The sequence below is a fragment of the Achromobacter xylosoxidans genome, assembly GCF_001457475.1.
Lineage (GTDB): Bacteria > Pseudomonadota > Gammaproteobacteria > Burkholderiales > Burkholderiaceae_B > Achromobacter > Achromobacter xylosoxidans.
Genome location: NZ_LN831029.1, coordinates 6,088,591 through 6,112,194 on the forward strand (window position 1 = coordinate 6,088,591; position 23,604 = coordinate 6,112,194).

Annotated in this window: 19 protein-coding genes and 1 tRNA gene; 9 read left to right on the top strand and 11 right to left on the bottom strand. The window is 67.0% G+C overall.

The window, feature by feature from the left end; translation table 11 throughout:
- Positions 1–7: 7 nt before the first annotated feature.
- Together AT699_RS27430 and AT699_RS27435 are read left to right on the top strand one after the other, a co-directional pair.
- Positions 8–1,468 (top strand): ABC transporter permease subunit, encoded by a 1,461-nt coding sequence (locus AT699_RS27430; RefSeq protein ID WP_024070518.1) that lies wholly within the window; start codon positions 8–10, stop codon positions 1,466–1,468.
- Positions 1,469–1,509: 41 nt separating this feature from the next.
- On the top strand, positions 1,510–3,693 hold the full coding sequence (locus AT699_RS27435) for a TonB-dependent receptor (protein ID WP_024070519.1): 2,184 nt from the start codon (positions 1,510–1,512) through the stop codon (positions 3,691–3,693).
- Positions 3,694–3,696: 3 nt separating this feature from the next.
- On the opposite strand, the gene AT699_RS27440 is transcribed toward AT699_RS27435, so the two are convergent.
- From AT699_RS27440 to AT699_RS27450, 3 genes are all read right to left on the bottom strand, one after another.
- On the bottom strand, positions 3,697–4,896 hold the full coding sequence (locus AT699_RS27440) for an MFS transporter (RefSeq protein ID WP_006385726.1): 1,200 nt from the start codon (positions 4,894–4,896) through the stop codon (positions 3,697–3,699).
- A 435-nt stretch (positions 4,897–5,331) separates the two neighbouring features.
- Positions 5,332–7,221: a molecular chaperone HtpG gene (gene htpG, locus AT699_RS27445; protein ID WP_045952967.1), complete on the bottom strand. Its 1,890-nt coding sequence runs from the start codon at positions 7,219–7,221 to the stop codon at positions 5,332–5,334.
- A gap of 201 nt (positions 7,222–7,422) precedes the next feature.
- Positions 7,423–8,826, bottom strand: a complete 1,404-nt coding sequence (locus AT699_RS27450; RefSeq protein WP_058207648.1) for a DKNYY domain-containing protein — start codon at positions 8,824–8,826, stop codon at positions 7,423–7,425.
- Positions 8,827–8,976: 150 nt separating this feature from the next.
- Between AT699_RS27450 and AT699_RS27455 the strand changes: the two genes are divergently transcribed.
- Together AT699_RS27455 and AT699_RS27460 are read left to right on the top strand one after the other, a co-directional pair.
- On the top strand, positions 8,977–10,368 hold the full coding sequence (locus AT699_RS27455) for a nucleobase:cation symporter-2 family protein (RefSeq protein ID WP_024070521.1): 1,392 nt from the start codon (positions 8,977–8,979) through the stop codon (positions 10,366–10,368).
- A 118-nt stretch (positions 10,369–10,486) separates the two neighbouring features.
- Positions 10,487–10,571, top strand: a tRNA-Leu gene (locus AT699_RS27460).
- A gap of 278 nt (positions 10,572–10,849) precedes the next feature.
- Here the strand turns inward: AT699_RS27460 and AT699_RS27465 are convergent.
- Positions 10,850–11,173 carry a YXWGXW repeat-containing protein gene (locus tag AT699_RS27465; protein WP_024070522.1) on the bottom strand — a complete coding sequence of 108 codons (324 nt, stop codon included), beginning with the start codon at positions 11,171–11,173 and terminating at the stop codon, positions 10,850–10,852.
- A 291-nt stretch (positions 11,174–11,464) separates the two neighbouring features.
- Here AT699_RS27465 and AT699_RS27470 point away from each other — a divergent pair, with 291 nt between their 5' ends.
- The 5 genes from AT699_RS27470 to AT699_RS27490 all read left to right on the top strand — a co-directional run bounded on the left by AT699_RS27470 (position 11,465) and on the right by AT699_RS27490 (position 16,345).
- Entirely contained in the window at positions 11,465–12,481 is a 1,017-nt protein-coding gene (locus AT699_RS27470; RefSeq protein ID WP_006385707.1) for an amino acid ABC transporter substrate-binding protein, read from the top strand.
- A 199-nt stretch (positions 12,482–12,680) separates the two neighbouring features.
- A complete protein-coding gene (locus AT699_RS27475) occupies positions 12,681–12,962 on the top strand; it encodes a peptidylprolyl isomerase (RefSeq protein ID WP_006385706.1) in 282 nt (93 codons plus the stop codon).
- A gap of 346 nt (positions 12,963–13,308) precedes the next feature.
- Positions 13,309–14,244 (top strand): beta-keto acid cleavage family enzyme, encoded by a 936-nt coding sequence (locus tag AT699_RS27480; RefSeq protein ID WP_024070524.1) that lies wholly within the window; start codon positions 13,309–13,311, stop codon positions 14,242–14,244.
- A gap of 52 nt (positions 14,245–14,296) precedes the next feature.
- Positions 14,297–15,496: an ABC transporter substrate-binding protein gene (locus AT699_RS27485; RefSeq protein ID WP_024070525.1), complete on the top strand. Its 1,200-nt coding sequence runs from the start codon at positions 14,297–14,299 to the stop codon at positions 15,494–15,496.
- Positions 15,497–15,526: 30 nt separating this feature from the next.
- Positions 15,527–16,345 (top strand): SDR family oxidoreductase, encoded by an 819-nt coding sequence (locus AT699_RS27490; protein WP_006385703.1) that lies wholly within the window; start codon positions 15,527–15,529, stop codon positions 16,343–16,345.
- An 18-nt stretch (positions 16,346–16,363) separates the two neighbouring features.
- Here the strand turns inward: AT699_RS27490 and AT699_RS27495 are convergent, their stop codons facing one another.
- From AT699_RS27495 to AT699_RS27525, 7 genes are all read right to left on the bottom strand, one after another.
- Complete coding sequence (locus tag AT699_RS27495; RefSeq protein WP_024070526.1) at positions 16,364–17,293, bottom strand: LysR family transcriptional regulator; 930 nt, start codon at positions 17,291–17,293, stop codon at positions 16,364–16,366.
- A gap of 141 nt (positions 17,294–17,434) precedes the next feature.
- Complete coding sequence (locus AT699_RS27500) at positions 17,435–18,031, bottom strand: tail assembly protein (RefSeq protein ID WP_006385701.1); 597 nt, start codon at positions 18,029–18,031, stop codon at positions 17,435–17,437.
- Entirely contained in the window at positions 18,028–18,264 is a 237-nt protein-coding gene (locus AT699_RS27505; protein ID WP_024070527.1) for a hypothetical protein, read from the bottom strand. Before AT699_RS27505 ends, AT699_RS27500 begins: the two co-directional genes overlap by 4 nt.
- A complete protein-coding gene (locus AT699_RS27510; RefSeq protein WP_024070528.1) occupies positions 18,245–18,616 on the bottom strand; it encodes a hypothetical protein in 372 nt (123 codons plus the stop codon). The genes AT699_RS27505 and AT699_RS27510 overlap by 20 nt, the downstream gene beginning before the upstream one ends.
- On the bottom strand, positions 18,613–22,224 hold the full coding sequence (locus AT699_RS27515; protein WP_024070529.1) for a TipJ family phage tail tip protein: 3,612 nt from the start codon (positions 22,222–22,224) through the stop codon (positions 18,613–18,615). The genes AT699_RS27510 and AT699_RS27515 overlap by 4 nt, the downstream gene beginning before the upstream one ends.
- Positions 22,221–22,826 (bottom strand): tail assembly protein, encoded by a 606-nt coding sequence (locus AT699_RS27520; protein ID WP_006385697.1) that lies wholly within the window; start codon positions 22,824–22,826, stop codon positions 22,221–22,223. The genes AT699_RS27515 and AT699_RS27520 overlap by 4 nt, the downstream gene beginning before the upstream one ends.
- Complete coding sequence (locus AT699_RS27525; RefSeq protein WP_006385696.1) at positions 22,823–23,602, bottom strand: C40 family peptidase; 780 nt, start codon at positions 23,600–23,602, stop codon at positions 22,823–22,825. Before AT699_RS27525 ends, AT699_RS27520 begins: the two co-directional genes overlap by 4 nt.
- Positions 23,603–23,604: the final 2 nt, after the last annotated feature.

A 23,604-nucleotide genomic window follows, 5' to 3' on the forward strand; every position in this document is an offset into this window, starting at 1 on the left:
ACTTCCGGTGCACGATACGCAATTTCGCCGCTTCGGGATGGTCCTGCGGCACGAACTCCGCCTGCTGACGCGCGAGCGCGCGCTGTGGCTGTGCGGCCTGTTGTTCCTGCTGCTGGTGGCCTACGCGGTCTTCAACGGCCTGCTGCAGACGTCGCAGCGAGACGAGGCCCAGGCCGCGCTGGCGCGCGCCGATGCGCACAACCGCGCCAGCCAGCTGGCGCAGCTGCAGCGCATCATGGACGGCAGCGAGACCCCCACGCCGTTCGGCAACCCCGCCAGCCCCGCCAACATGGGCGGCGGCCTGGGCGCGCACTACGCCATCATGCCGAGCGTGCCGCTGGCGCCGGTGGCGCTGGGCCAGACCGACCTGTTCCCGTCGCAATTCAAGGTGACCTACGACAGCAAGGTCAACTTCATCCACAACAACGACATCGAGAACCCCTGGCACCTGCTCAGCGGGCATTTCGACCTGGCGTTCGTGGTGGTCTACCTGCTGCCGCTGCTGATCTTCGCGCTCGGGCACAACCTGCTGTCCGGCGAAAAGGAAGACGGCACGCTGCGCTTGCTGCTGTCGCAGCCGCTGTCGCTGCTGACCCTGATCAGCGGCAAGGTGGTCCTGCGCGCAGCGGTTCTGTTGGGCGCCGCGGTGCTGCTGCCGGTGGCCGCCCTGCTGATCGCCCGCCCCCAGGCGTTGCAGGCCGCCAGCGCCACGCTGTGGTGGGCGCTGCTGGTCGGCGCCTACGCGCTGTTCTGGTTCGCGGCGGTGGTCGCGGTCAACGCCTTTGGTAAGTCTTCCGCCGCCAACGCCATGATCCTGATGGTCAGCTGGGTGCTGCTGGTCCTGGTGGTGCCGGTGCTGCTCAACCTGGTGGCCGCCTACGCCAGCCCGGCGCCGTCGCGCGCCGAACTGGCCACCCGCACCCGCGTGGCCACGGCGCTGGCCATGCGCGACCACGCCGCTCTGCTGTCGACCGACTACGAGCACATGGACAAGCCCGACGCCCTGATTCCACGCGATGGCCGCCTGGAAATCACCGGCCGTCCGCTGGGCCACGCCCGCGTCGAGCGCCAGGTGGATGCGGCAATGCAACCGGAGCTGGATCGCTTCGACGCGCAGATGGCGCGCCAGCAGGCGCTGGTGGCGCGCTACAGCGTGCTGTCGCCGGCGGCGGTCGCCTTTGAAGGCATCACCGCGCTGGCCGGCACCGGCCAACGCCGCCACGCGCATTTCATGCGGCAGATCGACGCCTACCACCGCGCCTGGAAGGACTTCTTCCTGCCCCGCATCGAAGCCAGCCGCGCCATCACGCCCGCGGACTTCGCCGCCATGCCGGTATTCCAGTGGCGGGAAGAGGATCCCGCCGCCGTCCGCGCCCGGGCCGCGCGCGCGCTGCTGCAACTGCTGGTGCCCGCGGCGCTGCTGCTGGCCCTGGCCGGCTGGCGCCTGCGCCGCTACCGCGTGGTCTAGAGACAGGTTTTTCACCCCCCATCGAGTTTCGGGAAAGCGTCATGAGAAGAGTCGTATCCACCGCCGCCCTCGCGGCATGCACCGCCGTGCCCAATGTCCAGGCCCAGGAGGCCCAGGCGCGCGAGGCCGAACTGCCCAGCATCCGCGTGGAAGCCGCCAGCGACGCGGACAGCCTGCACCTGGACAGCCGCAGCAGCAGCGCCTCGCGGCTGGGCCTGACATTGCGCGAGACGCCGGCATCGGTCGAGATCGTGTCGCAACAGGCCATGCGCGAGCGCGGCGCCAGCACCCTCAGCGAAGCCCTGCGCGGCGCCACCGGTCTGGCCGGCGGCGGCCCGCCGTCCTCGCCCACCACGCTGTCCTCGCGCGGCTTCACCGACATCCTGTACCTGTACGATGGCCTGCGCATGTCGGGCGCGGGCTCGACCAACCGGGTCGAAGACACCTGGAACTACGAACGCATCGAGGTGCTGAAAGGCCCGGCGTCGGTGCTGCAGGGCGACAGCGCCATCGGCGGCATCGTCAACTTCCAGACCAAGCGCCCCGATCGCGACAACCCTTCGCGCGAAGCGATGTTCTCTTACGGCAGCTACGGCAGCACCCGCACCGGCATCGGCCTGGGCGACAACTTCGGCGAGACCGGCGCCTACCGCATCGACTACAGCCACAACGACAGCCGCGTCGGCACCATCGACCGCAACAGCAACAAGCTCGACCACCTGACCACAGGCATCGCCTTCGACGTCGCTCCCGCCACCCGGCTGGACCTGTCGTTCGACTATTCGCGCGACACCGGCCACGCCTACTGGGGCACGCCGCTGATCCCGCGCAGCCTGGCCAAGGATCCCACTGGCGTGGTCAGCACGCCCGATGGCCGCGTGCTGGACCGCGCCCTGGCGCGCAAGAACTACAACGTGCTGGACGACCGCAACGAGGCCGAATCCTATTGGCTGCGGGCGCGCGTCACGCACCGCTTGACGCCGTCGTGGACGCTGCGCAATGAATTCGCGATGAACAAAGTCGACCGCCTGTGGAAGAACTCGGAATCGGCCACCTTCAGCGCCCCCGCGTCGATCGACCGCGACCAGACCATCATCACGCACCACCAACGCTATTTCATCGACCGCTTCGACGCCAGCCATGACGGCACCATCGCCGGCCTGTCGAACAAGTTCGTGATCGGCGGCGAACTCAGCAAGACCACGCTGGACAGCGAGCGGCGCTTCTCCAACCGCTCCGCCGCCACCGCGGACGCGCTGCGCGTCTCGCTGTGGAATCCGGACGTGGGCTACTTCAACGATGACCCGGCGCTGATGAGCGGCCCCGGCAACCGCACCGATTTCACCACCGACGTGCGCGGCGCCGCGCTGTTCCTGGAAGACTCGCTCAAGCTGACCGAGCGCTGGACGGTGGTGGGCGGCTACCGCTACGACCGCATCCGCGTCGACCGCGGCGTCACCGACCTGAATGCCGGCACCCGCAGCGCCTTCGGCACGCGCTACAGCGCCAATTCCATGCGCCTGGGCACGGTATACGACGTAGCGCCGTCGTCGTCGGTCTACGCGCAGTACACCAATGCCACCATCCCGGTGGGCTCGCTGTTCCTGCTGTCGCAGTCCAATGCCTCGTTCCCGCTGGCCAAGGGCGAACAATGGGAAGCCGGCTTCAAGCAGAGCCTGGGCGACGTGGAATGGACCGCGGCGGTCTACCACATCAAGCTGGAGAACGTGCTGACGCGCGACGCCAACGACCCGCGCGTGACGGTCAACAATGGCCGCCAATCCTCGCGCGGGGTGGAATTGTCGGCCGACTGGCGCATCACGCCACAGCTGACGCTGTCGGGCAACATCGCCGCGCTGAACGCGCGCTTCGATTCGCTGACCGAGGCCGACGGCACCTCCCGCGTGGGCAACACCCCGCCCAACGTGCCCGAGCGCGTCGCCAACCTGTACGCCACCTACCGCTTGAAGGACGTGCCGATGGACTTCTTCGTCGGCCTGAACCACACCGGCAAGATCTACACCGACAACGCCAACCAGGTCCGCATCAACAGCCACACCACGGTGGACGCGGCGGTCAGCTACCGCATCCGGCCGGCGCTGATCACTTTCCGCGTGCGCAACCTGACCGACAAGCTCTACGCCTACTACGGCGGCCGCGCCACCAGCCAGGTGCTGCTGGCGCCGGGGCGCACGTACGAACTGGGCGCGACGTTCGAGTTCTGACGTTCAGCAGCCTTGCACCGCCAGCTTGCGCTGGCGCTGGTTGGCGGCGCGTTGCCACAGCACCAGCCCCAGGCCGGCCGCGGCGATCACCGCGCCGGCCACCGGCACCGCGGCGTAGCCCAGCCCGGCCGAGATCACGCCGCCACCGGCCGCCGCGCCCACCGCGTTGCCCAGGTTGAAGGCGCCCACGTTGACCGACGACGCCAGGCCGGGCGCGTCGGTCGCGGCGCGCATCACCCGCATCTGCAGCGGCGGCACCACGGCGAACGTGCCGAAACCGAAGATCAAGAGGCCGATCGCGGCGCCCACCGGGGTCTGCGCCAGCCAGGGGAAGGCCAGCAGGTCGGCGATCACCAGCACCAGGAAGGCGATCAGGCTGCCATCGAGCGAACGGTCGGCGAAGCGACCGCCCGCGGTATTGCCTATGGTGAAGCCCAGGCCGATCAGCACCAGCATCGCCGTCACGAAATTGGGTGATGCGCCGGTCAGTTCCGCCAGGGTCGGCGCCACGTAGGTGTACAGCGTGAACATCGCGCCCGCGCCCAGCACCGTGGTCAACAGCGCCACCAGCACCACCGGGGTCTTGAGCACCGCCAGTTCATGACGGATATCCGGACGCCGGCCGGCCTCGCCGGCGGGCAGCGCGAACCACAGCGACAGCATCGCCACCAGGCCCAGGACCGACGTGGCGGCAAACGACATGCGCCAGCCGATCACCTGGCCCAGCCAGGTCGCGGCCGGCACGCCGCCGACGTTGGCGATGGTCAGCCCCAGGAACATGGTCGCCACCGCGCTGGCCTGCTTGTGGCGCGGCACCACGCTGGCGGCCACCAGCGAACCCAGGCCGAAGAAGGCGCCGTGGTTCAGGCTGGTCACCAGGCGCGCCAGCAGCAGCGTGGTGTAGTTGGGCGACAGCGCCGACAGCAGGTTGCCGAGCGTGAAGATCGCCATCAGCACGATCAGCGCCTTGCGGCGCGACCAGCGCGACAGCGCCAGGGTCATCAGCGGCGCGCCGAGCATCACGCCGATGGCGTAGGCGCTGATCAGCATGCCGGCGCTGGGGATGGACACCCCCACGCCGTCGGCGATCACGGGCAGCAGGCCCATGGGAGAGAATTCGGTGACGCCGATGCCGAAGGCACCGACGGCCAATGCCAGCAATGGCAGGCCGGCTTTCACCGGCGGGGTTTCATGGGTAGACATACGGGTTCCTTGGTTGGGTGCGCCGACCAGGGAATCCAGAAGCGTCGCGGCGAAGGCCGGAGCGTGGGGCGGGTCTGATCGGAAGACAGGCGGCCAGTATGACGGGTATACCCTTACGGAAAAAGCGACTAAACAGGGAAAGACTTTTGACCTGGAGTCATGAATGACGTGGGGGGTTCGAGAGAGGAACGCGCTCGGCCCGTCAACGCCACACGTTTTATGCGCGCGGATTGCACAAGAAAATTCCCGCTCGGTAATTCTTTCGACGGAAATCGCGTTGTTCATCAAGAAATTACCGAGCGGGAATATGCGTCGAGGACAACAGGGACCGGTTGCACGATTCCATCCCCAACGAGGTAGTCCGGCCCCAACCGCCGCTCGCCAATGAAAAAGGGCGCCCTCGCGGGCGCCCTTTTCCTGCCTTCGTACCGCCGCTTACTTCAGCAGCAACGCATTCAGCCGCTTCACAAACGCCGCCGGATCAGCGATCTGCGCGCCTTCGGCCAGCAGGGCCTGATCGAGCAGCAGGCGGGCCCATTGGTCGAACTCGCCGTCTTCGGCGGCGCGGATGCGGGCCAGCAGCGGGTGTTCCGGGTTGATTTCCAGCACCGGCTTGACGTTGGGCGCTTCCTGGCCGGCCGCCTTCAGCATGCGCAGCAGGTGCGGGCTGAGTTCGTTCTGGCCCACCACCACGCACGCCGGCGAATCCACCAGGCGCAGCGTCACGCGCACTTCCTTGACCTGGTCTTCCAGGGTCTTCTGCAGGCGCTCGACCAGCGGCTTGAAGTCCTCGGCCACTTCGGCCTGGTGCTTCTTTTCTTCCTCGTCGGCCAACTCGGCCAGGTCCAGGCCGCCCTTGGCCACCGACACCAGCGACTTGCCGTCGAATTCCCGCAGGTACGACAGCATCCATTCGTCGACGCGGTCGGACAGCAGCAGCACCTCGATGCCCTTCTTGCGGAAGATCTCCAGGTGCGGGCTGTTGCTGGCAGCGGCGAAGGTGTCGGCCGTGACGTAGTAGATCTTGTCCTGGCCTTCCTTCATGCGGCCCACGTAGTCGGCGAACGACACGGTCTGGGCCTGGTCGCCGGTGTGGGTCGAGGCAAAGCGCATCAGCTTGGCGATGCGTTCCAGGTTGGCGTGGTCTTCGCCCGCGCCTTCCTTGAGCACCTGGCCGAATTCCGACCAGAACGTGGCGTAGTCTTCCGGCTTGTTTTCGGCCAGGTCTTCCAGCAGCGACAGGATGCGCTTGGCCGAGCCTTCGCGGATGGCGCGCACGTCGCGGCTTTCCTGCAGGATCTCGCGCGACACGTTCAGCGGCAGGTCGGCCGAGTCGATCACGCCGCGCACGAAGCGCAGGTACGACGGCAGAAGCTGGTCGGCGTCGTCCATGATGAAGACACGCTTGACGTACAGCTTGACGCCGCGGCGGCCGTCGCGGTCCCACAGGTCCATCGGCGCGTGCTTGGGCACGTACAGCAACTGGGTGTATTCGCTGCGGCCTTCGACGCGGTTGTGGGTCCAGGCGAGCGGGTCGTCGTAGTCGTGCGACACCGTCTTGTAGAACTCGCGGTACTGTTCCTCGGTCACATCCGCCTTGTTGCGGGCCCACAGCGCGTTGGCCTGGTTGACCGTTTCGAGTTCGTCCTTCTTGACCTGTTCGCCCTTTTCCGAATCCCACTCTTCCTTGGCCATGCGGATCGGCAGCGAGATGTGGTCGGAGTAGCGGCGCAGGATCTCGCGCAGCTTCCAGCCGTTGAGCAGCTCGTCTTCGTCGGCGCGCAGGTGCAGCGTGACGTCGGTGCCGCGCGTGGCCTTGTCGGCGGCGGCGATGGTGAATTCACCCTGGCCGTCGGACTCCCAGCGGATCGCGTCGGTGGCGCCGGCGCGGCGGCTGACCACCGTGACCTTGTCGGCCACGATGAACGAGGAATAGAAGCCCACGCCGAACTGGCCGATCAGCTGCGCGTCCTTCTGCTTGTCGCCGGTCAGCTGCGAGAAGAACTCGCGCGTGCCGGAACGGGCGATGGTGCCCAGGTTGGCCACGGCCTCTTCGCGCGACAGGCCGATGCCGTTGTCGGAAATCGTGATGGTGCGCGCGTCCTTGTCGTAGCTGACGGTGATGGCCAGCTCGCCATCGCCTTCCAGCAGCGCCGGATTATCGATGGCCTCGAAGCGCAGCTTGTCGCAGGCGTCGGATGCGTTCGACACCAGCTCGCGCAGGAAGATTTCCTTGTTGCTGTACAGCGAATGGATCATCAGGTGCAGCAGCTGCTTCACCTCGGCCTGGAATCCCAGGGTTTCGGACGTGGCGGTTTGGCTCATCGTTGTATGAAAAGTCGGAAAATTAGGGACAAAAGAAAGCCGGATGGCGGGGCGCGCAGCCCAGGCGGTTTCCGGGAAACCCTGTTGTGATGGGGGCCATCCGAAATATTTCAAGACCGGGAAATCGCCGGCCCGCCCCAGCCCTGCCGGCGAACACGAAAAAAGGGGAACCGAACGGGCAAGGATGCGCCGCCCGGCACATCAGAACAGGGAGAGCAAGCCGCGGCGATAACGCGTCTTTGCCTCCAGCACCTCGTCGAACGCGGGCACGGCCAGCGTGCCGCCGTGGACCAGCTTGCGGATGTCATCCGCCTTGATCTGCCGGGTCTGCTGCGACCGCAACAGGAAATCCGCCGCCTTGTGGTCCAGGATGCGGTAGATCGGGCTGTAGATCAGCTGGGTGGCGCCCAACTCGTCGAGATAATAGAGCGCATCGCCGTGGCGCCAGACCGAACCGAAGCCGTGATAGACATCGCCCAGCTTGGTCCACTGGCCCGTCGGCGCGTCCTTCATGCGCAGGACCAGCGTGGAACGGGACATCAGGCCGCCCCCGCCGCGCGAGCGGCTCCACACCTCCTTGCTCTTGAGAAACAGCAGCTGCCTGCCGTCCCAGAACACGTACGGCGACAGCGCCGTGAAGCCGCCCGCCGCGAACGGATCGTCGCCGGCGCGCTCCACCTGGCGCTTCTCGCTGTCATAGAAGTAGATGCCGTCCTTGCTGGCGAACAGGGCGTGGTGCACGTGCCGTCCCGGCTCGTTCAGCAGCCGGTACGGCGCATGCGCCGCGTCGAACGCCAGCGCGCCCAGGTACACCATGCCATCGCGCCGGTCATAGAGATAGGGCTGGCGGTGCAGGTTGCCCACCATGAAGGTATAGAGCGCCGGATCATCCGACAGCGGCAATGGCGTTTCCCGGTAATACACCCGGCTGCCATCGGCGAAGAAGTCGTTGCCCGGCCGCGTTTCACCGCCCTGGATCGCCGCGATACGGCGCAGCCGCGACGGGTCCGCCCGCGGCATTTCGCGGCCCTCGTAGAACACGCGCGCGCCGTCGGTGGCCAGTTGGCGGTCGAGCAAAGGGCGATACGGCTGGGCGCTGGCCGGCAGGGCCAGGAACGGGTACAGGTAAGTCTGCGGCTTGTCGCCCTTGCCGGCGCGATACAGGATCTTCTGCCAGACCTCGTCCAGCCCGCCGAGGTCGCGGTTGAGTTCGGACGCAAAGTCGCAGAAATAGGTGATGGCGCCGTCGCTGAAATAGCTGTTGCCCAGGTAGCGCGTCAATCCGGGCCGCATCCCAGGCAGCACGCGGTTGCCGCAATACACGTGGCGGCTGTCGCGCGCCGCCTGCCGGCCGTCGTAGCGACCGGTGTCGAACGTCTGCAGGCCGGCCGGGTCGGCCTCGGGCATCCGGTAATAGCCATTGCTGGGCACGGCCGCATAGACCTCGCCCTGGTAGCGCTTGTAGATACTGCTGCCGTAGGACTCGCCACGATCGATGGCGGCGAAATTGTCGCCGTCGTCGATCAACCAGAACAGCAGGCACAGCGGCAGGATGGCGATCAACAGGACCAGGCCGATCACGATCCCTCTGGTGCGCTTTTGCATCGATTCCCGGGCCGGCGGCCCCTGGTTGGCGGACAGGAATTCTATCAAGCCTCCTGGCGGCCCCGCGGCGGTCGCGGTGCGCCCGGGGGTCTTCCCCGCTAAAATCCCGCACTTTCCTCCCCTACCCCCGCCCTGGCCGACCCTGCCGCCATGCAACCCGCCTCCCTGACCCAACCCGCCTCCCACGGCGCGTCCGACGACGCCGAACCCCGCCACGACCTGGTCTATGGCCCGGACGACCGTCCCGCCGCCCCCGTCGCCTTCGTCGCCGCCCTGCAGCACCTGCTGGCCATCCTGGTCCCCATCGTCACCCCCGGTCTGCTGATCTGCCAGGCCCTGGACGTCAGCAGCCGCGACACCACCCTGATCGTGTCGATGTCGCTGGTCATCTCCGGCATCGCCACCTACGTGCAGTGCAAGCGCTTCGGCCCGCTGGGCGCGGGGCTGCTGATCGTGCAAGGCACCAGCTTCAACTTCGTCGGCCCGCTGATCGCCGGCGGCTCGGTCATGGTCAAGCAGGGCACGCCGGTCGAAACCGTCATGGCCGCGATCTTCGGGGTCGTCATCGCCGGTTCCTTCGTCGAGATGGGCATCAGCCGCATCCTGCCTTTCGTCAAGCGCCTGATCACCCCGCTGGTCACCGGCATCGTCGTGCTGCTGATCGGCCTGACGCTGATCAAGGTCGGCCTCATCAGCATGGGCGGCGGCTACAGCGCCATGGCCAAAGGCACCTTCGCCAGCGCCGAGAACCTGACGCTGTCGGGCCTGGTGCTGGGCACCATCATCCTGCTGAACCGGGTGCCGGTGGTGTGGATCCGCAGCACCGCACTGGTGCTGGCGCTGGCCGTCGGCTACATCGCCGCCGCCTACATGGGCCGCCTGGACTTCACCGGCGCGCGCGAAGCCGCCCTGTTCCAGGTGCCCATGCCGCTGCACTTCGGCCTGGGCTTCTCGTGGTCGCTGTTCGTGCCGATGCTGATCATCTACCTGGTCACCTCGCTCGAAGCCATCGGCGACGTCACCGCCACCAGCAAGGTGTCCAAGCAGCCGGTCGAAGGCCCGCTGTGGATGCAGCGCATCAAGGGCGGCGTACTGGTCAACGGCGCCAACTCGCTGCTGGCCGGTGTCTTCAACACCTTCCCCAGCTCGGTCTTCGCCCAGAACAACGGCGTCATCCAGCTGACCGGCATCGCCAGCCGCCACGTCGGCGTGTGGATCGCCGGCATGCTGGTCCTGCTGGGCCTGTTCCCCGCCGTCGCCGGCGTGCTGCAGGCCGTGCCCGAACCCGTGCTGGGCGGCGCCGCCATGGTCATGTTCGGCGCCGTGGCCGCCTCGGGCATCAACATCCTGGCCGGCATCCACCTGGACCGCCGCGCCCTGCTGATCATCGCCGTGTCGCTGGCCCTGGGCCTGGGCGTGTCGCAAGTGCCCGAGATCCTGTCGCACCTGCCGCACGCCGTGAAAAACGTGCTGGAATCGGGTGTGGCCACCGGCGGCATCTGCGCGCTGGTGATGAACTGGTTCCTGCCGGAAAAGAAGTAAGCACGCGGGCCGGCGCGCCCCGCGCCGGCCCCTTGCCTGACAATTTTTCCCAGACCGCATATAATCGCGGTCTTCGCTTTACCCGCGACCGTCACCTGGACGGCTCCGCGACCAGCCTGCCCGGGTGGTGAAATTGGTAGACGCAGGGGACTCAAAATCCCCCGCCGCAAGGCGTGCCGGTTCGATTCCGGCCCCGGGCACCAGATTGAAAAAGCCGCGACTGCCATGCAGCGCGGCTTTTTGTTTGGGTCAGTGGCGCTATGCGTGCGCCGCGTCCTTGCCCTTGGAAACGGCCGTCAGCGATACTCCCAGCGCGTCCATCACCCGGCGCAACGTCAGGTAGCTCGGGTGGCTCCCGGCGCGAGCACGCGGTAAAGGTTCGCGCGCGCCAAACCGCTCTCCTTGGCAATGGCTCCGATACCCCGCGCTCGGGGTCATGAAGTTGGACGCTTGACCGCCGCCCCTCACGCCAGGCGCACTCTCAATGCCGCCCCCAGCGCCCCTCGTAGTACACCCACTGTCCATGCCGCTGGCGCCACTCCGGCCCGTGATACACATAGCCAGGCCGGGCCGGCATCCACACGCCACCAATCCAGGCGTGGTGGCCGCCGACCCATTCCCAATGCCCCGGCGCCCACACGTAGCCCACGCGTGGCGGGGGCAGCACTTCCACGCGCGGCGGCGGCGGCGCCACGTCGATACTGATGGCCACGCCGGCCCGCGCCACACCCGGGACGCTCAACGCCCCCAGGGACAGGGCCATCGCGGCGCCCGCGGCCATCGCGGCTTTGGCAAGATTCTTCATGATGCATTTCCCTCGCAGTCGCGCCCGCCGATGCGGACGCGGTAAGGCGAGTGTGCGCGGAGGAAATTATCGAAAGGGTTACGCGCCGGGGGCAGACGGTTTCAGTGGATTTCGCGCGGTGAGACGCGTCACAGGACCTGCGGCCCACCCATCTGGCCCCGGTAAATTCCGCCCAGTGGATTTAAGGGGAATTCCCCGATTCTCCGCCCCGGGTCCGGCCGATACCATTCGCCGAATTTCCGCCGGCCGGCGGACACGGATCAATAAGTTGCGCGCCCGCGCGGAGACACCATGAAAGCACTGACTACCGTCGCGGCAGGCGCCGCGCTCCTTCTCTCGTCGTGGGGCGCCAGCGCGGGCGTGACGTTCGAGAGCGTCAAGAACAAGGGCTTCGTGCAGTGCGGCGTGTCCACGGGCGTGGCCGGCTTCTCGGTCAACGACAGCAAGGGCGGCTGGATGGGCCTGGACGTGGACCTGTGCCGCGCGCTGGCCGTGACCATGTTCGGCGATGCGTCCAAGGCCAAGATCATGGCGGTCAGCGCGGTGCAGCGCTTCACCGCCCTGCAGTCCGGCGAAGTCGACGTCCTGCCGCGCAACACCACGCTGTCCCTGACGCGCGACACTACCCTGGGCCTGATCGGCGTGGGCGTGAACTACTACGACAGCCAGGGCATCATGGTGAACAAGTCGCTCAACGTGAAAAGCGCCAAGGAACTGGACGGCGCCACGGTCTGCGTGCAGCCCGGCACGACCACGGAATTGAACCTGTCCGACTGGTTCCGCTCGCAGAACATCGCCTTCAAGCCCGTGGTGGTCGAGCGCCTGGACGAGATCATCCGCGCCTTCGCGGTGGGCCGCTGCGATGCGTTCACCGGTGACAAATCGCAACTGGCCGCGGCCCGCACCAACCTGGAGAATCCCGAGAAGTACGACATCCTGCCGGAGAACTTCTCCAAGGAACCGCTCGGCCCCATGGTGCGCCAGGGCGACGAGCAGTGGTTCAACGTGGTGCGCTGGACCATGTTCGCGATGCTCGAGGCCGAGGAATACGGCGTCACCTCGAAGAACGTGGACGAGATGCTCAAGAGCACCAACCCCAACGTGCAGCGCCTGCTGGGCGTGACGCCGGGCATGGGCAAAAACCTGGGCGTGGATGACAAGTGGGCCTACAACGTCATCAAGCAGATCGGCAATTACGGCGAGAGCTTCGAGAAGAACCTCGGGGCCACCAGCCCGATGAAGCTGTCGCGGGGGTTGAATGCGTCGTATCGGAATGGCGGGTTGATGTATGGGTGGCCGGTGCGGTAAGACGGCCATCCGGCAGGACCAACGGGCGCGCGATGCGCCCGTTTTCTTGTGCGCCTTGCTGCCATCCATTCCAAGATGTAAGCGTGGTCCCGCCAGGCACCGGCCGCGTTCCCAACCCCGTTTATGATGGAGCGGTATCGAGTCCGCCCAAATGCGTTACTCTCCCCTCCCCGATCATTCCCCAGCAAGGAGCCACTACATGGCACAAGCCTCCGCCCGTCACATCCTGGTTTCGACCGAAGCCAAGGCCAACGAACTGAAGACCGCCATCGAGAACGGCGCCGACTTCGCGCAACTGGCCAAGGAAAACTCCAGCTGCCCGTCCAGCCGCGATGGCGGCAACCTGGGCACGTTCGGCCCGGGCCAGATGGTCAAGGAATTCGACACCGTGGTGTTCAGCGCCCCGGTTGGTGAAGTCCAGGGTCCGGTGAAGACCCAATTCGGCTATCACCTGGTCGAAGTCACCAGCCGCAAGGACTGATTCCGCCACGTCAAGTTGCGAGGCCGCCGCCGGGCATGTCCGGCGGCGGCTTTTTTATTGCCCGCGACCGACGCGGGGAGCGTCGGGCTGCACGCCGTCCCCCGGCCGCAATGCTTATCCCCAGCCCAGGCTGATGACGTCGTTCCAGTTGTTCTGGAACGTAGTCCCAATCGGACATGCCATGAGCCGGGAAGCAGCAGCAGCGGACCGTGCGTTGCGCCGCAGCACCGGATTTCCTATCAATTGATAATTTCTGTTCAGGTGACAGCCCAGCGGGGGTACGACAGAATGGCCTGCACCCGGAGGAGACAACCGGGGCCCCAAAAAACCGCGAGGTGCCAGGCCCATGAAGCCGTCCCGAAACAAAGTCATCATCACCTGCGCCATCACCGGCTCGGTCCACACGCCGTCGATGTCGCCCCACCTTCCCGTCACCCCGGACCAGATCGCCCAGGCGGCGATCGAAGCCGCCCAGGCGGGCGCGGCCATCGTGCATCTGCATGCGCGCCAGCCCGACACCGGGCAACCTACCCAGGACCCTGCGCTTTATGCCCAGTTCCTGCCGCGCATCAAGGAAGCGTCGGACGTGGTGATCAACATCACCACGGGCGGATCGCCGATCCTGCCGCTGGCGGACCGCATGGCGCCGGCGCTGCGCTTCAAGCCGGAGGTAGCCTCGCTGAACATGGGGTCGATGAATTTCGGGATGTACGAGCTGCTGGAGCGCTTCAAGGCGTTCGAGCACGCCTGGGAACGCCCCTACCTCGAAGGCAGCAACGACCTGATCTTCAAGAACACCTTCAAGGATATCGAGCGCATCCTGGCATCCTGCGGCGACAACGGCACGCGCTTCGAGATCGAATGCTATGACATCGGCCATCTCTACACCGCCGCGCATTTCGTGGATCGCAAGCTGCTCAAGCCGCCCTTCCTGATCCAGTCGGTCTTTGGCATTCGTGGCGGCATTGGCACGCACCCCGAAGACGTGATGATGATGAAGCGCACCGCCGACCGGCTGTTCGGCGCCGACTACACCTGGTCGGTGCTGGCCGCCGGGCGCAAGCAGACGCCGCTGGCAACGATGGCGGCGACGATGGGCGGCAACGTGCGCGTGGGCCTGGAGGATTCGCTGTGGGACGGGCCGGGCGAACTGGCGCGGTCCAACGCCGACCAGGTGCGGCGCATCCGCCGCATCCTGGAAGACCTGTCGCTGCAGGTCGCCACGCCCGACGAGGCGCGCGCGACCCTGCAACTGAAGGGCGGGCACGACGTCGCCTTCTGAGCGGCGGCGGGGCGTCCATATCAACAAGATCCGCGGGATCGAGGAGACACACATGAAAAAAGCACTGTGCGCGGCCGCGCTGGCCGCCGTGCTGGGATGGACGGGCGCGGCGCAGGCCGATGATGGCGTGATCCGCATCGGCTTCATCACCGATATGTCGGGTCTGTCGGCCGACGCCGACGGCCCGGGCGGCGCCGAGGCCATCAAGATGGCGGTGGCGGACCTGGGCGGCGTGGTGGCGGGCAAGAAGATCGAGGTTCTGGTGGCCGACCACCAGAACCGCGCCGACATCGCTTCGTCGCGGGCCCGCGAATGGCTCGACCAGAAAGGCGTGAACATGCTGATCGCCGGCGCGAATTCGGCGGCGGCGCTGGCCATGGCCAAGGTGGCCGAGGAAAAGAAGACGCCGTTCTTCGTGGTCAGCGCCGGCGCCTCGGAGCTGACCAATTCCCAATGCACCCCGTACACCGTGCACTATGCCTACGACACGGTGTCCCTGGCCCGGGGCACGGCCCGCGCCATGCTCAAGGAAGGCAACAAGGACTGGTTCTTCCTGACGGTGGACCACGCTTTCGGCCAGGCGCTGGAGCGCGACGCCTCGGCGGTGGTGCAGGCCGACGGCGGCCAGGTCAAGGGGCGCGTGCGCCACCCGCTGAACACCGCGGATTTCTCCTCGTTCATCCTGCAGGCGCAGGCCTCTGGCGCGTCGGTGCTCGGCCTGGCCAATTCGGCCAGCGACACGAGCAACGCGGTCAAGGCCGCGGCCGAATTCGGGTTGACGCCGAAGATGAAGATCGCCGGCCTGCTGGTGCTGATCACCGACATCCATGCGCTTGGCCTGCCGGCGGCGCAGGGCATGTACCTGACCACCGCCTGGTACTGGGACCAGGACGACGCCTCGCGGCAATGGGCCGCGCGCTTCGAGGAGAAGATGAAGAAGAAGCCGTCGATGCTGCAGGCGGGCGACTACTCGGCCGCCACGACCTACCTGAAGGCGGTGGCCGCCACCGGCAGCACCGACGGCGACACGGTGATGAAGTGGCTCAAGGCCAATCCGGTGAACGACTTCTTCGTCAAGGATGGCAGGATCCGCGCGGACGGCCTGATGGTGCACGACATGTTCCTGATGCAGGTGAAAACCCCGGCGGAATCGAAGGGGCCTTGGGACTACTACAAGCTGGTGGCGCGCGCGCCGGGCGACCAGATCTACACCTCGCCGGCGGAATCGACCTGCCGATTGATGAAGCCCTGATCCCGCGCCCCACTCCCGCAAGGAATCCGCATGACCACGAAGAACCCCATTCCCGGCGATATCGCCGCCTTGCCCGTCGACCTGACCGGCCAGCGCGTGATCGTGACGGCGGGCGCGGCCGGCATCGGCGCGGCCATCGCCGGCGCCTTCGCCGCGCGTGGCGCCCAGGTCCATATCTGCGATGTGGACGAGCGCGCGCTGGCGGCCTGCCCGCATCCCTGGTCGCGCGCCGACGTCAGCCAGCGCGACCAGATCGACCGCTACATGCAGGAAGCCTTGGCGCGGCTGGGCGGGCTGGACGTGCTGGTGAACAACGCCGGCATCGCCGGGCCGACCGCCGGTATCGCCGACATTGCGCCGCAGGAGCTGGACGCGACGCTGGACATCAACCTGGCATCGCAATTCCATACCGTGCGCCACGCGCTGCCGGCCTTGCGCCAGGCCGGCGGCGGCAGCATCATCAATATCAGCTCGGTGGCCGGCCGCATGGGCGTGCCGATGCGCACGCCCTACGCGGCCACGAAATGGGGCGTGGTGGGATTGACGCGATCGCTGGCAGTGGAACTGGGTGGCTACGGCATCCGGGTAAACGCGCTGCTGCCCGGACTGGTGGCGGGGCCGCGGATCGACCGGGTGATCGAGGCGCGCGCCCGCAACATGGGCGTGACGGTGGCCGAGGAAACCCGGCTGGAACTGGCCGGTGTCAGCCTGGGGCAGTTCGTGCGGGCGGCCGACATCGCCAACATGGCGCTGTTCCTGGCCAGCCCGTTCGGCGCGATGGTCAGCGGCCAGGCCATCAGCATCGATGGCGACCTGCAGTCGCTGCCCTGGCAGCCGCCGGCGGATTGACACGCGACCGCCGGCGACTCATGCGAGCAGCTGGATGGTCCGCGCATAGACGCCGTGCCGACGATCCTCGGCCGCGGCGCGCAACGCGTCCAGCAGGCGCTCCGCCAGATCCTGGCTGGCGGATTCCTTGCGCGTGATCAGCACGAAATCGAACCACTGGCGCGACGCCAGCGGCAGCGCCACCAGTTCGGGATAGGCCTGCACGATGTCGGCGGCCGACAAGGCGTTGACCATGCTGATGCCGCGCACCGCCCTGACGGTGCCCGGCAGCAGCGACATGTGGGCCTGCATGCCCGAACGCAGTTGCAGCGACTCGGCGATATCGCCTTGCGGCATGACGTAGTCGGACCACAGCGGCTGCACGTAGCTGTCGGGCCGGATGTCGCCGACCGCGACCGCCTCCTGGCGCGCCAGGGGATGGTCGCGATGGACGATGGCCATGACTTCCGTGCGCAGGAATGGCAGGAAGGCAAGGCGGGCGCTATCGCGCGACACGGCGCCAAGGCCGAAATCGGCGCGCATGGTCTCCACGGCGCTGATGACCTGCACCGAGGATTCCAGGTCGATCGAGAACGGCCGGGTGCCGTTGGCATCGAGGTAGCGCCGCACCGCATCGGGCGCGTACGCCAGCGCCAGCGCCGGCGATGCCGCGATCCGCAGGTTGCGGCCACCGAATTGCTCGATACTGTGCAATGCCTCGTCGATGCGGACCAGTTCGTCCAGGACGTGCTTGGCCTCGCTGTAGAGATACTGCCCGGCTTCGGTTGGGCGCAGAGTCTTGTGGGACCGGTCGAACAGTTGCACGCCGGTGGCCTGTTCCAGGCGCGAGATCGCGTGGCTGACGGCCGGCTGCGTCAGGTGCATGGCCTGCGCGGCCTGGCGGGTGGATCCGGTCATGACCACCGTGTAGAAAATGCGCAGGTCGTGGATATTGAAGTTGCGCTTCATGCGGCGTCGCGGCTCCCCCGATTGGATATGGCCGGCGCGGCCCTGCTCGCGCCGGTTCCTGATTCTAGGTCGAGTCGGCGCCAAATGCAGGCAGAGCGGATGGGAACCGCGTCCGACATGGGGACGCCCGCCCGCCGCTTCTCACACCTGGTCCTCCGAGTAGATCCCCGCCGAGATGGTGGCGCTGCCGACGAACAGCTCGCCGTACAGCACCGGCACCGGATTGCCCTGCGCGGTGGTGTTGACCGGACCATTGAAGTTGTAGGACGCGCCATTGTTCGGGCCGTCCTTGACGCTCAGGGCGCGCTGCTGCGGCGTCAGCAGCTGGACCACGCCGCCCAGGGTCATGGCCACCCCCATGGTCATCAGCGACGTGCTGGCGCCCGCCCAAAGCGCCACGTTGACGCCGGGGATGAAGGACGCCACGATCATCGCCACGCCCACCACCACCTGCATCAGGCCGCCCCGCTTGGCGCCGGTGGGCATGGGCGCGATGCGGATGTCCTCGTTGCCGGCGGGACGGCCGAGCTCCGCTTCGGCCAGGTTGCGGCGGCCGATGAAGCAGGCGTAGCGCACGCCCCGGGATTCGCTGTCGAGCAGGCGGGTTTCAAAGCCGGGCAGCAGCGCGCACAGGGCGCGCACCGCTTCCGCGGTGCTGGAGACGGCCAGCCGATGCAGCCGGCCGAATTCCGCGCCCAGCCTGCCGTAGAGGCGGATGGTTGTCAGGGATTGGGTCATGTCGGATTCCTCGCGAGGTCCGCGCCGCCCCCGGCATCGACGCTGGCGGGTTTCGGGTAGCGTTGCTTGACGCCCTGGCATTGCGCCACCCATTGCGCCACCGGCTCGGGCAAGGCCTGCCCCGAGGATTGCAGGTGCGCGGCGAACTTCATGATCGCGTCGAGCTGGTCGCCAATGGCGGGATAGGCGCGCGCGCGCAGCGGCGCGTAGGGTTCATAGTGGCGGATTTTCAAGGTCGAACTCCATGTCCAGATAGGGCCAGGCCCGCACTACGATGCGGTACTTTCCGGGTTGATCGAATTCCAGCTCGATATTGGCTTCGTCGCAGGGGTATTCCTTGCGATTGATGGCGATCAGGCTGGGGACCGGAAGACCAGAGAGCCACGCCCCCCGCAGGACTGCCTCGCCGCGTGGACGGGGCGTGACCTGGCCATCGCGCACATAATGGCTTTGGCCATCGACGGCGCCATCGACGTATCCCGATGCGCCATTCGCGGCGACCATCTCCGCCAGCTGATCGACCTGCTGCAAAGACAGCACGCTGAATACACGCCCATCGACGTCATAAAGAGAGTAGACATTCATCGCAATAGTCCCATGAGAGCTATGTTGCCCGACGCGTTCCCATAGCCGTCGATCGGCCGCGGGAAAGTGATCGTCAAGCTATACGTTCCTGGCGACAGGAAGTCGCTGAGCCAGATCTGGCCGGTACCGCTGAAACCGAAGTTGGATGTCATCGTTCCCACCACGTTGGACGTTCCCGCCCAGTTCCCATCTCCCGTACCAAAGACATGGTTTTGGAGCATCATCAGGCGGGCAGCCACATTCAGATAGATGGACACCGTGGCCGTGTTGGTTCCGGAATAGCGTCCCCACTGTAGATTGAAGGTGGCCGAGTTGTTGATGACAACCGCACCGCTGGCGATTCGCAAGGTGTCTACCTGTGCCACGCCAATATGAGCAGTCTTGATGTAAGCGGAGTCGAAGTTCGCCAGTTTCGCGAACAGCGAGGCGCTTTCGATGCGGTCCGCGTTCATGAATCCGGCATTGATCTTGCCCGCATCCAGGCTGCGGATCATCGCGTTGGTGATGCGCCCGGTGCCGATCACCGCGTCATTGATGAAGGTCTGCCCGTTCTCGATGACGAACGGCGTGGTGGTCGCGCCGTTGGCCAGGTTCAGCAGGGCCAGCCGGTCCGCCAGGAAGTACACCGAGGTCTGCACCTGGCCGTCGGGCTGGGTGTAGGCGCCCAGCGACATGCCGGCGGCGTAGACCTTGTTGTCCTGCGTGACCTGGGCTTTTACGCTCCAGGTGGCCTTGAGCTTGCCGTCCAGCCCGACCAGCGCCGTGCGCGCCTGCTCGACACCCGCGGCGGCGCCGTTGGCGGTCGCCAGCACGGTGTCGACGCGCGAGGACAACGCCCCGTCCGCGTCGGCCCGCTTGGTCTCCTCGGCGGTGATGGCCGCGCGCGTTTCGTCCAGGCCGGTCGTCAGGCCGTCGATGGTGCCGACGAGATCCTTGGCCAGTTCGTCGCGGCTGATCTTGCCGTTCAGGTACTCCAGGATCTCGCTGGCTTCCCAGCTGGATTCGCCCATCACGCCCTGGTCGGCCGGATACCAGGCGCCGATCTCGCCGTTCAGCGCGACGATGCGCCCCCAGAAGTAGAAGCGCTTGCCGGCCGACAGGCCCATCAGCGTATGCGCGCTTTGCGGGAAGGCGAAGTCGCCCAGCTTGATGGCGCTGGCGCGGTCGTTGGAGGCGCTGTACCAGATCTCGGTGCGCTGCGCGGTGAAGCGGCCTTCCGGGAAGGCCCAGCGCAGCTCGATGCCGAACACCAGGGATTTGGCGGCCAGCAGGGCCAGCGCGGGCGGCGGCGCGATATCGCCCTCCAGCGTCGTTTCGGTCGAATTGACCCACACCGACGAGATGTCCGACACGTTGATGGCACGCACCCGCGCCACGTAGGCGCCGGCCCGGATATCCGGCAGCTCCAGCGTCAATGCGCCCGTGCGGCCCGCCTCGACCCAGTCGGAATTGTCGCGCCGCCATTGCACCTGGTAGGCCACGGCCGAGGGCGCGGCGTCCCAGCTGATGACGCCCACGTGGCGCGCGATGCCCTGGTCGATCACCGAGCGCGACGCCAGGCGGATGTCGCCCGGCGCCGGTTGCACCGAGGGCGGCACCACCGTGATCGGCTTGGGATCCAGCCGGGTGCCGAAGTCCACGTTGTCGAACTTGCCGGGCTCATGCTGGACCGCCGATATCTCGGCCACCAGCCCTTCCTTGCGCTTGACGCTCAGCACGCGGAAGGTCTGCGCCGACAGGGCTTCGGATTCGAGGGTCCAGACGCATTCGGCCTCCGGGGCCTGCGAGAACGGCGTGGTCACCGTGATGTGGAGCACGGTGCCGGGCAGGCCGACCAGGTCGGCCGTCAGCTCGGTGGAATCCACCGTGAAGGCGACGTTGTCCACCGTCAGGCCGGTGCCCACCGCGGCCGCCACCACGCGCGTTTCCGACAGGCCATTGGGCAGGTTGACGGTCAGGCGGTCGCCCGGGCGCACCCCCAGCTCCGCGTCCACCGTGACCTTGCTGACGGTGCCTTCGCGGATGCGGCCGCCGATGCGCCGTCCCGCCAGATGCTGATCCGCCACGCGGATGACACTGCCGGGACGCACGCGGCAGGCGTCCAGGCCCACCGAGAACGTGACCGAACGCGTTTCCAGGTTGGACGTCAGCAGCATCCACTTGCCGATCCGGTGCGCCTGGCCCCGCGAGGTGCAGCCAAAGCCGGTCACCTCGACCTGCTGGATGCCGTAGCGCGCGATGCCTTCACGGTTTTCGACGTACTCGACCTTCTGGCGGCCCATCTCGGACATATCGCTCCAGGAGACCAATGCCACGGTGTAGCGCGTGGTCAACGCCGAGCCGGCGTAGCTGAACCTGCCATCGACCACGTTGGCCGACGAGAAGGTGTAGACCGGATCGCCCGGCATGTCGGCGGACGCGAACACGGCGGCATTGGCCCAATAGGCCATGCCGCGGAAGATGGAAGCGAAGTCCTGCACCACGCGATAGGCATCGGCCGCCTGCTGCAGGTAGACGTTGCAGGTGAAGCGCGGTTCCTTGCCGCCGAAACCATCGTCGACCATCTCGTCGCAATAGCGGCCGATCTGGTACAGGCCCCACTTGTCCAGCCAGCCCGCCGGCACGCGGGTTCCCAGGCCATAGCGGTCGTTGCTGACCAGGTCGTAGAAGATCCAGGCGGGGTTGTTGGTCCAGGCCAGCTTGAAGGTGCCGTCCCATACGCCGTCGTAGCTGCGCAGATCCGGGTGATAGTTGGACGGCACGCGGATGATGCGGCCGCGCACGTGGTAAGCCCGGGTGGGAATGCTCTGGAACTGCGACGCGTCGATCTTGATGCCCACCAGCGCGGACATCGGATAGCGCAGCTTGGCATCGATGATCTCGGTGACCGTATCCACCACGGTGCGGTCGGAGATGGTATTGCTGTTGGCATTGGGCGTGATCCGGCGCACGCGCAGGGTCCAGCCCTGCCGCGCGCGCGGCAGATCAATGCGATGCGAGCGGGTGTAGCGCTGCGTGGTCTTGCCGTCGAAGGCGGTCGACAGCACCACCTGGTAGCCGGCGCCATCGGTGTTCAGCTCGATCACGTACTCGACGCGGTAGCCGTTGATGTCTCCATTCTTGGTGTCGGCGCGGCTCAGTCCTTCCACGGCCAGCGTCACGCGCACCGCCGACGCCTGCAGATTGGTGAACAGGCGCGTCCACGGCTGGCTCGACTTGAGCTCGGCATTGATGCCGATGGTGCTTTCCGAGGCGGGAAAACCGGGCAGCGGATCCTGCAACTGCGTGCCGGTGCGAAAGTCGATCGACGCGCCGCTGAAGTTCAACGAGCCGTCCTCGTTGGCCACGGGCGTGCCGTTCAGGTAGACGTCGCGCAGCGCGTTGTCCATGCCGTGCACCGGGCCGTAGATCTCGCCTTCGCCCAGCAGGTCGATGACGCGCGCATAGGCGGTGCTGTGCAGGCTGTCGGGAAATTCCACGGGCGTGCGTCCCCCGCCGCCGCCCTTGCCCTTGTGGCCAACCAGCGCCGGATTCCCGGCGTGGCGCCCGCCCCCCAAAGCAAAGGCGCCCGCGGGCGCCTTGTTCCTGTTGCGATGTCGTTGTTTCATACGTGGTCTTCCGAATAGATGCCTGCGGAGATCGTGGCGCTGCCGACGAACATTTCCCCATACAGCAAAGGCACGGGGTTTCCCTGCGCAGTGGTGTTCACGGGTCCGTTGAAGTTATAGGACGCGCCGTTGTCGGGCCGGTCCTTGGCGCTGAGCAGCCGCTGCTGGGGCGACAGCATCTGGGCCACGCCGCTCAGCATCATGGACAATCCCATGGTGGCCGTGGCCTGCACCATCCCCCCTGCCTGGAACGCGGCCGCCACGCCACCGCTGTAGATCGCCGCGGCGGCGATCAGCACCGCGCCCAGCATGGTCTGGAACAGCCCGCCGTTCTTGGCGCCCGCCAGCATCGGCGCGATGCGGATGACATCCGCGCCCACCGGGTGCCGCAACTCGTCTTGCGACAGATTGCGGCGACCGGCGAAGCAGGCGAAGCGCACCCCGCGTCGTTCACTGGCCAGCAAGGCCGGCTCGAAGCCGGGCAACAGGGCGCACAACGCCCGCACCGCCTCGGCCGGGCTGGCCACGGCCAGGCGGTGTTCGCGGCCAAAACGCTTGCCCAGCCAGCCATACAGGCGGACCAGGCGTACCTTGTCGTTCATGTCCTTTCTCCATAACGCAGCACCAGGCGGGTGGCTTCGCGCCAGAAACCGCCGTACACGACCCGTTCGGAGTCACGTCCATACAGGTGATGCAACATTGCGTCGGGCAGCGGGAACAGGTCCGGCGCCTCGCGCAGCGGCTCCGGGCCGATGAAGACGCCGGCGTGGTTGGCGCGGTCCGACCGCACCTGCATCACCACAACGTCGCCGGGCGCCATGGTTTCGTGCGGCGCCAGCGGCCGGAATCCCGCCTCGGCGTAGTGATCCATGTACAGATCGCCCGCATGGCCCGGCTGCCACCAGCCGTCTTCGCGGGCGAAATCCGGCAGCCGGATCCCGCGTTCGCGCGCATACCAGTCGCGCACCAGCGAATAGCAATCGAGCACGCCATGCGCGAACTGGCGGCCCAGCAGCGGCGCCTGGAAGCCTTCGGGCGTGAAGCCGCGGATCTCTCCCGCCTTGACCTTTCCATCCAGGTCCTTCTCCACCGCCACGATGTACCAGGGCAGGCCGGACGCCTCGCAGGCCACCCGGTCGGCCTCGCTGGGCACGGCGGGCGCGTCCGGATGCGAATGCACCACCGCCACGATCCGGCCGCTTTCCTCGGCCGCCGCGTAGTCCTGCGCCGACATGACGAAGTGCTCTTCGCTGGCGGCCGTATTGCGGCACGGCACATACCATTCACGGCGGCCGGCCTTGAGCACCAGGCCGCAGCATTCCTGCGGATACGTCGCCACGCCATGGTCGCGGATGGCTTGCATCGTGCGCTTGAGCATGC

What these genes read in the sequence shown, in the direction of transcription:
- AT699_RS27435 (WP_024070519.1), top strand. Translation starts at nt 1,510, where the DNA reads ATGAGAAGAGTCGTATCCACCGCCGCCCTCGCGGCATGCACCGCCGTG.
- AT699_RS27440 (WP_006385726.1), bottom strand. Translation starts at nt 4,896, where the DNA reads ATGTCTACCCATGAAACCCCGCCGGTGAAAGCCGGCCTGCCATTGCTG.
- htpG (WP_045952967.1), bottom strand. Translation starts at nt 7,221, where the DNA reads ATGAGCCAAACCGCCACGTCCGAAACCCTGGGATTCCAGGCCGAGGTG.
- AT699_RS27450 (WP_058207648.1), bottom strand. Translation starts at nt 8,826, where the DNA reads ATGCAAAAGCGCACCAGAGGGATCGTGATCGGCCTGGTCCTGTTGATC.
- AT699_RS27455 (WP_024070521.1), top strand. Translation starts at nt 8,977, where the DNA reads ATGCAACCCGCCTCCCTGACCCAACCCGCCTCCCACGGCGCGTCCGAC.
- AT699_RS27465 (WP_024070522.1), bottom strand. Translation starts at nt 11,173, where the DNA reads ATGAAGAATCTTGCCAAAGCCGCGATGGCCGCGGGCGCCGCGATGGCC.
- AT699_RS27470 (WP_006385707.1), top strand. Translation starts at nt 11,465, where the DNA reads ATGAAAGCACTGACTACCGTCGCGGCAGGCGCCGCGCTCCTTCTCTCG.
- AT699_RS27475 (WP_006385706.1), top strand. Translation starts at nt 12,681, where the DNA reads ATGGCACAAGCCTCCGCCCGTCACATCCTGGTTTCGACCGAAGCCAAG.
- AT699_RS27480 (WP_024070524.1), top strand. Translation starts at nt 13,309, where the DNA reads ATGAAGCCGTCCCGAAACAAAGTCATCATCACCTGCGCCATCACCGGC.
- AT699_RS27485 (WP_024070525.1), top strand. Translation starts at nt 14,297, where the DNA reads ATGAAAAAAGCACTGTGCGCGGCCGCGCTGGCCGCCGTGCTGGGATGG.
- AT699_RS27490 (WP_006385703.1), top strand. Translation starts at nt 15,527, where the DNA reads ATGACCACGAAGAACCCCATTCCCGGCGATATCGCCGCCTTGCCCGTC.
- AT699_RS27495 (WP_024070526.1), bottom strand. Translation starts at nt 17,293, where the DNA reads ATGAAGCGCAACTTCAATATCCACGACCTGCGCATTTTCTACACGGTG.
- AT699_RS27500 (WP_006385701.1), bottom strand. Translation starts at nt 18,031, where the DNA reads ATGACCCAATCCCTGACAACCATCCGCCTCTACGGCAGGCTGGGCGCG.
- AT699_RS27510 (WP_024070528.1), bottom strand. Translation starts at nt 18,616, where the DNA reads ATGAATGTCTACTCTCTTTATGACGTCGATGGGCGTGTATTCAGCGTG.
- AT699_RS27515 (WP_024070529.1), bottom strand. Translation starts at nt 22,224, where the DNA reads ATGAAACAACGACATCGCAACAGGAACAAGGCGCCCGCGGGCGCCTTT.
- AT699_RS27520 (WP_006385697.1), bottom strand. Translation starts at nt 22,826, where the DNA reads ATGAACGACAAGGTACGCCTGGTCCGCCTGTATGGCTGGCTGGGCAAG.
- AT699_RS27525 (WP_006385696.1), bottom strand. Translation starts at nt 23,602, where the DNA reads ATGCTCAAGCGCACGATGCAAGCCATCCGCGACCATGGCGTGGCGACG.